The organism is Candidatus Thermoplasmatota archaeon, assembly GCA_038884455.1.
GTDB lineage: Archaea > Thermoplasmatota > E2 > DHVEG-1 > DHVEG-1 > JAWABU01.
Map to the genome: position 1 here is coordinate 1 of JAWABU010000060.1, position 6,370 is coordinate 6,370.

At 40.2% G+C, this 6,370-nt stretch carries 7 protein-coding genes and 2 tRNA genes; 5 read left to right on the forward strand and 4 right to left on the reverse strand.

Going from position 1 to position 6,370, the window contains the following annotated elements; genetic code table 11:
* The first annotated feature begins 262 nt into the window (after nt 1-262).
* The 3 genes from QXL17_08275 to QXL17_08285 all read left to right on the forward strand — a co-directional run bounded on the left by QXL17_08275 (nt 263) and on the right by QXL17_08285 (nt 1,615).
* Nucleotides 263-667, forward strand: a complete 405-nt coding sequence (locus QXL17_08275) for a winged helix-turn-helix domain-containing protein (GenBank protein MEM4259122.1) — start codon at nt 263-265, stop codon at nt 665-667.
* A gap of 182 nt (nt 668-849) precedes the next feature.
* Nucleotides 850-1,119 carry a hypothetical protein gene (locus QXL17_08280; GenBank protein ID MEM4259123.1) on the forward strand — a complete coding sequence of 90 codons (270 nt, stop codon included), beginning with the start codon at nt 850-852 and terminating at the stop codon, nt 1,117-1,119.
* Nucleotide 1,120: 1 nt separating this feature from the next.
* Entirely contained in the window at nt 1,121-1,615 is a 495-nt protein-coding gene (locus tag QXL17_08285) for a transposase (GenBank protein ID MEM4259124.1), read from the forward strand.
* A gap of 247 nt (nt 1,616-1,862) precedes the next feature.
* Here QXL17_08285 and QXL17_08290 read toward each other — a convergent pair whose 3' ends face one another.
* The 3 genes from QXL17_08290 to QXL17_08300 all read right to left on the reverse strand — a co-directional run bounded on the left by QXL17_08290 (nt 1,863) and on the right by QXL17_08300 (nt 5,333).
* Nucleotides 1,863-3,914 carry a hypothetical protein gene (locus tag QXL17_08290; protein ID MEM4259125.1) on the reverse strand — a complete coding sequence of 684 codons (2,052 nt, stop codon included), beginning with the start codon at nt 3,912-3,914 and terminating at the stop codon, nt 1,863-1,865.
* 146 nt (nt 3,915-4,060) lie between these two features.
* On the reverse strand, nt 4,061-4,990 hold the full coding sequence (locus QXL17_08295) for a hypothetical protein (GenBank protein MEM4259126.1): 930 nt from the start codon (nt 4,988-4,990) through the stop codon (nt 4,061-4,063).
* Nucleotides 4,991-5,247: 257 nt separating this feature from the next.
* A tRNA-Ser gene (locus tag QXL17_08300) sits at nt 5,248-5,333 on the reverse strand.
* Nucleotides 5,334-5,394: 61 nt separating this feature from the next.
* Here QXL17_08300 and QXL17_08305 point away from each other — a divergent pair.
* Nucleotides 5,395-5,601, forward strand: a complete 207-nt coding sequence (locus tag QXL17_08305; protein MEM4259127.1) for a MoaD/ThiS family protein — start codon at nt 5,395-5,397, stop codon at nt 5,599-5,601.
* A gap of 21 nt (nt 5,602-5,622) precedes the next feature.
* A tRNA-Glu gene (locus QXL17_08310) sits at nt 5,623-5,695 on the forward strand.
* 81 nt (nt 5,696-5,776) lie between these two features.
* On the opposite strand, the gene QXL17_08315 is transcribed toward QXL17_08310, so the two are convergent.
* The gene (locus QXL17_08315; protein ID MEM4259128.1) at nt 5,777-6,334 is read right to left on the reverse strand and encodes a site-specific integrase; all 558 of its coding nucleotides are present in this window, start codon (nt 6,332-6,334) and stop codon (nt 5,777-5,779) included.
* Between the last annotated feature and the right edge of the window lie 36 nt (nt 6,335-6,370).

The window sequence follows — 6,370 nt, forward strand, 5'->3', positions numbered from 1 at the left end:
CTTCATTATCTGAATATCAAGATGGATCTGATGGATTTCTATACTTTATACGATTGTCAGGCATTTGATCCGCATGTGAATCGACAGAGATTTAGGGAGGAATGGTGGGCTTAACCGATGACCAATGTGTATGATTTTGATAAATCTTTTCAAGGCTTTTTTATGATCGAACTTTATCCAGAGGAACAATATTTCGAAAAAATATTAAATAGGGTATAGTTTATGCCTATTATCGTTATAACTGTCGTGAGGCGAGATACATATGACAAATGTATATGAGGAATTTGGAAAACATGCTGGTGAAATTTGGAGAACACTTGATAAATATGGTCCACTAACTGAACTTAAACTCAAGGAAACAACGAAACTTAAAGATGATGAGTTTTATGTTGCAATTGGATGGCTTGCACGAGAAAACAAGATTTGGAAAGATGGCCCGTTTTACAAACTTGGTTCGACGAACTTAACCTATAAAATTGGCAATGATGCGGGAAATGTTTGGAAACTGCTTGAAACCAAGGGAACTATTGATATTTATGATGTTTCAACAACGTTGAAATTAGATGAACGTGACATCTACGCAGCATTAGGATGGCTTGCACGAGAAAACAAAATCGAAGCAAAAACACCAACAGTACCTCGAGAATATCGACCACGATTTCAATAAAAATCGGTTCACGAACAATTGTTCATTTAATGAACTTCAAAAATTACTTTTCATTTTTTATATTATTTTTGTATTAATATGAGGAGAATCTCGAACGCGATGAAATAAATGAGCGGGTTCTTAATGCTTTGTGTAATTAAAATTTAAAGGACGTAGTCCTTTGCATCCAAAGGGATAATGGGATGCAAAAGACACGTCAACAAAAGGATAAGTGGGAGAGGAATAAAGAGGTTAGTATCGACTGGAAACACTACGATGAAAGCAGACTTAGTGAATGTAAAAGGATTTTAGATCTAACAACAGTGGGTCAAGAACTGGATAAACCAGTTCAACGGAGAGAATTCAAACTCTCCCATCTTACCGTTCTCCTTCTCTTTAAAATCCTGTTTAGTCTATCGTATCGTAGCATAGCAAATGCGGCCCAAAGATTTGAACATTTACCAGGAGCTTGAAATGAAACGAGCACCATGTTACAAAACTATTCAGAGCACCATGGAACGTCTTGATATATGGTTTCTTTCTCAAATTAATCGTCTATACCTCCCGAAACATATCCTGTTAGGAGGTATTGATTCAAGTGGCATGAAAACCAATCGGAAAGGAGCTTGGGTCCAAATCCGTTTCCAAAGATTTCAGAAAAGACAGGATTTTAAGAAAATCCATATCTTCGTTGATCTTGATTCCAAGAAAATAATCTATTACCTTGTCACCAAAGGAACGGCATCTGACCATAAACAGCTGAAAAAGATACTCAAGAAATGTGATTGGATACGAGTCGACATTATCCTCGGTGATAAAAGATACGATACCAGAGAATCCTTCAACGAGATCACCAAAAATGGTTCCATACCTGGAATCAAGGTACGAAAAAATGCAGTCAGAAAAGCTAGAAGTTGTCCCAGTAGACGAAAAGCGGTTCTCACTCAACAGAAGGATTTTGATGGTTGAAAAAAAGAAAGTTCAAGCACTGATGCGATGTTTGGTCGAAGCGATCTTTTCTGGGACGAAACGACGCTTCGGTGAACATCTCTTCAGCCTGAAAGCTCGATTTCGCCGGATAGAAGTCTGGTTACGAACAATCCTGTGGAACGTCCTTATTTATCCGAGGTGAGAATTATTACACAAAGCACCTGCAATAAAAAAAATTATATTGTGTAAGATTGCTTTACAGTTAAAGAGAATTAGAGGATATTGTTTATCTTACAGAAAACCTGAGTAATCTATTTGAAAATTTAAATTCACCGACCCACAGATAACTCCCATCAAAAGACAAACCAGCAGGATTAAATAATCTGTTTCTTCCGATAGCCGGCTGTTTACCCTCTATATTTGATTGCCCTAAAATAATATCAGGTGGCCATTGTCCAGAAATCGCCTTTTCTACATCATTCCATATCAGAACACGACCAAAGCCAGAGTCTGCAATAAACAAATGGTTATTGCTAATTATAGCTGATTGCGGAAGGTTTAATTTTCCAGGGCCTCCTACTTTAGATATGGGAATATCTGACAACTGAGTAGGATCATAGATATAGCTAGAACTCTCAAATATGGAATCTACGATAAGGTATTTTCCATCTGAATCAATTCTCCAAGGACCATTGACGTTAATTACCGTTTTTGGGTTAGAGGATTTATCAGGCAAACCTTCCCAAACATAGACCTTATTTGCGTTATGATCAGAAATATAGAAATGCCGTTCATCCATAGCAACCCCTTTAATCGCTTCTAATTGAACACTGCCGATGTTCCCCTGAAGTATAACATCAGGGAGATGTCCATCGGTCGGTAGATTTTTCCAAATATAAACCGTGTCCTCTCCAGCAATTGCGAGGGTATGGTCGTGAAGTGCAATATCTATTGGTTGTTTATCAAATGAATATACCAAGTCAGGATGGGCTCCGCTTTCATCTGGCAGATTCTTCCAAACATACAGTTTTCTGTCAAAATCTGAAACTACAAATAAACTGTTTCCATCTGAAGCAGGAACCCCGTTTTGTATAAAGAAATTTGTTTCTAAGGTATTTGTACTAACATCTGGACTACCTATAACGAAATCAGGTCTCTGATTGTTTGTGATAGGAATCATCCTATATCCGATAACCCTGTTTTGATTACCCTGTGAAAAATAAATTGCATCATTTGTTACAGCAACACCCTCGTAATCATGCCCCCATAGTTTAGCATCGCTCAGTTCTATTTCGACATCGGCTTCATCGTTTCTATTTTGAGGGAATGTATTCCAGATTCTCATTTTAGGTTCATTTCCTCCGATCAATAAGAGTCTTCCATCATTCAAGAAGGTCCCTCTTAACCAACCGAAGCCTTTTGACATGAAGAAATCATACGGTTGATCAGATGTGGGGAAATTTTTCCAAAAAAATGATCCATGAGATTCGCCCTCATTTTTTGCATTATGATCCCCTACGATCAAAGAATTGCCATCGCTTGTGATATGTCGTGGTGTACCGATATTCCCTTTTCCTGTTAATACTAGGTCAGCAGGTTGGTTATCTCGGGAAGGAAATGTGTTCCAAATAAGTATAGTTCCAGTGTCACCAGACCATGTATTACTCACTACTAGTTTTTCTCCATTCGTCCATACTCCCCAAGATGCGCCAGGAAGATTCCGTTCAGATTGTGCTGTCCAAAATGAGCCACCGCCTTCCAAGACAATATCAGCTGATGTCCCATTTTCAGTTGGTATCGTATTCCAGATAAGAATACGGGCATTGTTTACATCACTTACAACTAAATGTTTACCATCGGTAGCTATTCCAAATGGCCAATTGAATTTATCCCTTCCTGTACCTGGGTCATTAGCAATGAAATCTTTTTGTCCTAACACAAGGTCTGGTGGAACATTATCTGTTGGCAGCGTGTTCCAAATGAGCACCCTGTTGTTAAACGTGTCTGCTAAAAACAACCTTTTTCCATCTGTTACAATACCTGACGGGTGATTAAAGAGAAGGGGGCCTCCTGTATTATTAAAATCGATACCTGAAAGCATGATATCTGCATCCTGCCCAGTCTGGAACCAGCCGGAAAGCCCCTTAGGAGCAGTTTTGTAAAAAGAACCAGTTTCTTTTACTGAAACTTGTTGTGTCTGATGGTTGGGGATATTGGTATCATCATTGTTTTTCTCGTGAATATCATTTTGAACACACCCACTGATGAAAAAAACACTGAGAGATAGTAGAACTATTAGTAAGAGAGAGAACCAGAATTTTTGACGTGCGGTTTTCATAGTCTAAAATCGATTTTTTCTTTTAATAATTTTTCCAATTGTGGCACCCCAGTAATTCAGAGTTGGTGAAACGTCACTATTTCATACAAAGATAGTGGAGCAGAAATCATACCACATGCCATCGCGGGAGTAACCATTTCTTCTAATCAGTTCTTACTGGAACGTTTACTGAGACTCCAATGAGGTCTCACAAAGTTACAGAAGAAGAAATATCCAGCTAATGTCTGGATGACCAACTCGAGACTTTGAACAAGTCTTTTTGTTCTTCGAACAAGATACTGAACACTGTCACGGATGAACGAGTTCAGATTCTCGATAAGTGCTGTAGAGATCTCGTTTCCGATACCCAGCTCCTTGATGACCTCATCAATGGTTTTCCCGCTGACGCAAAACAACCCATACGTGTAGAACCTTCCGGTTTTCTTGTTAAACCTGCTTTTGTTGATCATACCGGTCAAGGGTTTCATACCTTTGACTCCCAGGTAGGTGCTGATGAACTTTTCATACCCTTGATACCCATCAATCAAGACCAGTTCGATGTTCCCTCGGAATCGTTTCAACTTCTTGGACAACTCTTCCAGGGTTTCGTCATCCCGATTGCCGATGACGAAATCAAGCACGTATTTCTTTTGCGGATCGTACGCAAGCAACCCGTAGAATTTCTTTTCCCCTTGAAGTTTGATGTAGATTTCATCAATCTCAATAACCCGTGGGATATACCCCGCAGGAGCAGCTATGTACTGTTTAAATTTCTGGAACTGAAGAAGCACCTGCTTGAGGAGATCACGGATCGTGTTTTCCGTGATAGCAAACAGTGGTGGCATGTTACTGATCGGGTACCCGGTGAGAAACAGGTAGACAACCCTGAGGATATCATCATCAGAGAGACGTTTCTTGTAGAGCAACGTACCGTACCGATGATTGAAAATCTTCTGACAGATAGTACATTGAAATCGTTGTGCTTTATTCTTCTGTTTCCCATATTTTATGACATCAGACGAATGACAATAGAAGGCAGTTTGGAATCTGCATTTTTGTTGTATCTTTGAAAAGAATCCCGTCCTTTTGCATCCCAATCCACAAGAGGAAATCTGTTTGCTCTTTATAAACCAACTCTCATATCTGCCGGGGTTCCCCAATTGTAAAGCCGAAGCTGTTAACTTGTAAGGATTTAATCACACGTCTTCTTTCCTGATAGTTTATGGTAAAAAGATCTTAAGCTGACTCTTGTAAATGAACTATAGATAAGAGAATATGTTTTACTTGTAAATAGGCGCTAAGATGAGTTGCTGTAAAAATTTTGAATTTTCTCCCGTAAAAAGAGGAAAAGTAGCGCTGGGGAGGAGATTTGAACTCCTGAGGTGTTGTCACCAGCGGTTTTCGAGACCGCCGCCGTGGACCGAGCTTGGCTACCCCAGCAAAATTGGCCTTTGTTTGTACAAAGGTTAATTTAAGAGTTTTTTATATGGGTTTTGTTCTGATGAAGATAAAAATTACGATACTACCATCAAATCTAAAAAAAGAAGTTGAAATAACCAAAGATTCAACAGTTTCTGATCTGTTGAAAAAAATGAATATAAAACCTGATACTGTTATTGTATTGGTTGATAAAAAACCAGTTCCCATTGATGATCTGATTGGTGATGTTCAGGAACTTGAACTACTTCAGGTTGCTTCAGGTGGATAGCGAAAAGTTGTTTCGTTGTATGCTCCCGTAGTGTAGCGGCCAATCATGAAGCCCTCTCGAGGCTTCGACTCGGGTTCAAATCCCGACGGGAGCATTTGCCTTCTACAGGAGGGACTATGTACTCTAACGGCCGTTTTTTTGCAGATCTCGTCCAACCCTTTTTGGTCGTGCCCTTTCACTGTCCCACGAACTCCTTGTTGGTCCGGTAGAATTTCAGCACGGCACTGATCCAATCGTACGGGGCACTGCGGTAGTATTGCTTTGCGAATTTCACGTAATCTTCGGTGGTGTCTACCTTTTCATGCCCCATCCAATCTTTTACATCCCAGATATCCCAGTGGTTTGTCTCGATCTTGGTTCTGATAAGTCTGGCTATTGCGCACCAGTGCCTCCAGAGATACGGATGAAAACCTGGGTACGAGTCTCCGATGAAATCTTTGAGGAAGCTGCTGAGGTGTTGTGTTGACGTGAATGGTTTGCCATTCTTCTGCAGGTACAGGAAGTTTCCTGAGTGTTCGTTTGCGACTTGTGGCCGCCAGCATTCGATGTAGTTCTTGAAGCTTTTTTTCTGTCTACCGGTCATGAGGATACTGTCTGGCCAGATCTGTCGCGGTTGGTTGTACTTCTTGGTTTCTGTTATAATCAGGTATCCGTCTTTGAGGTAGACGTCGTCGACGCGTTGGACGATGAGTTCGCTTGGTCTCCATCCCAGATGGAAGCTGTGTGTCAGAATGTGTGTGACGAGTGCGTTGACGTAGTTGTTGGTCGA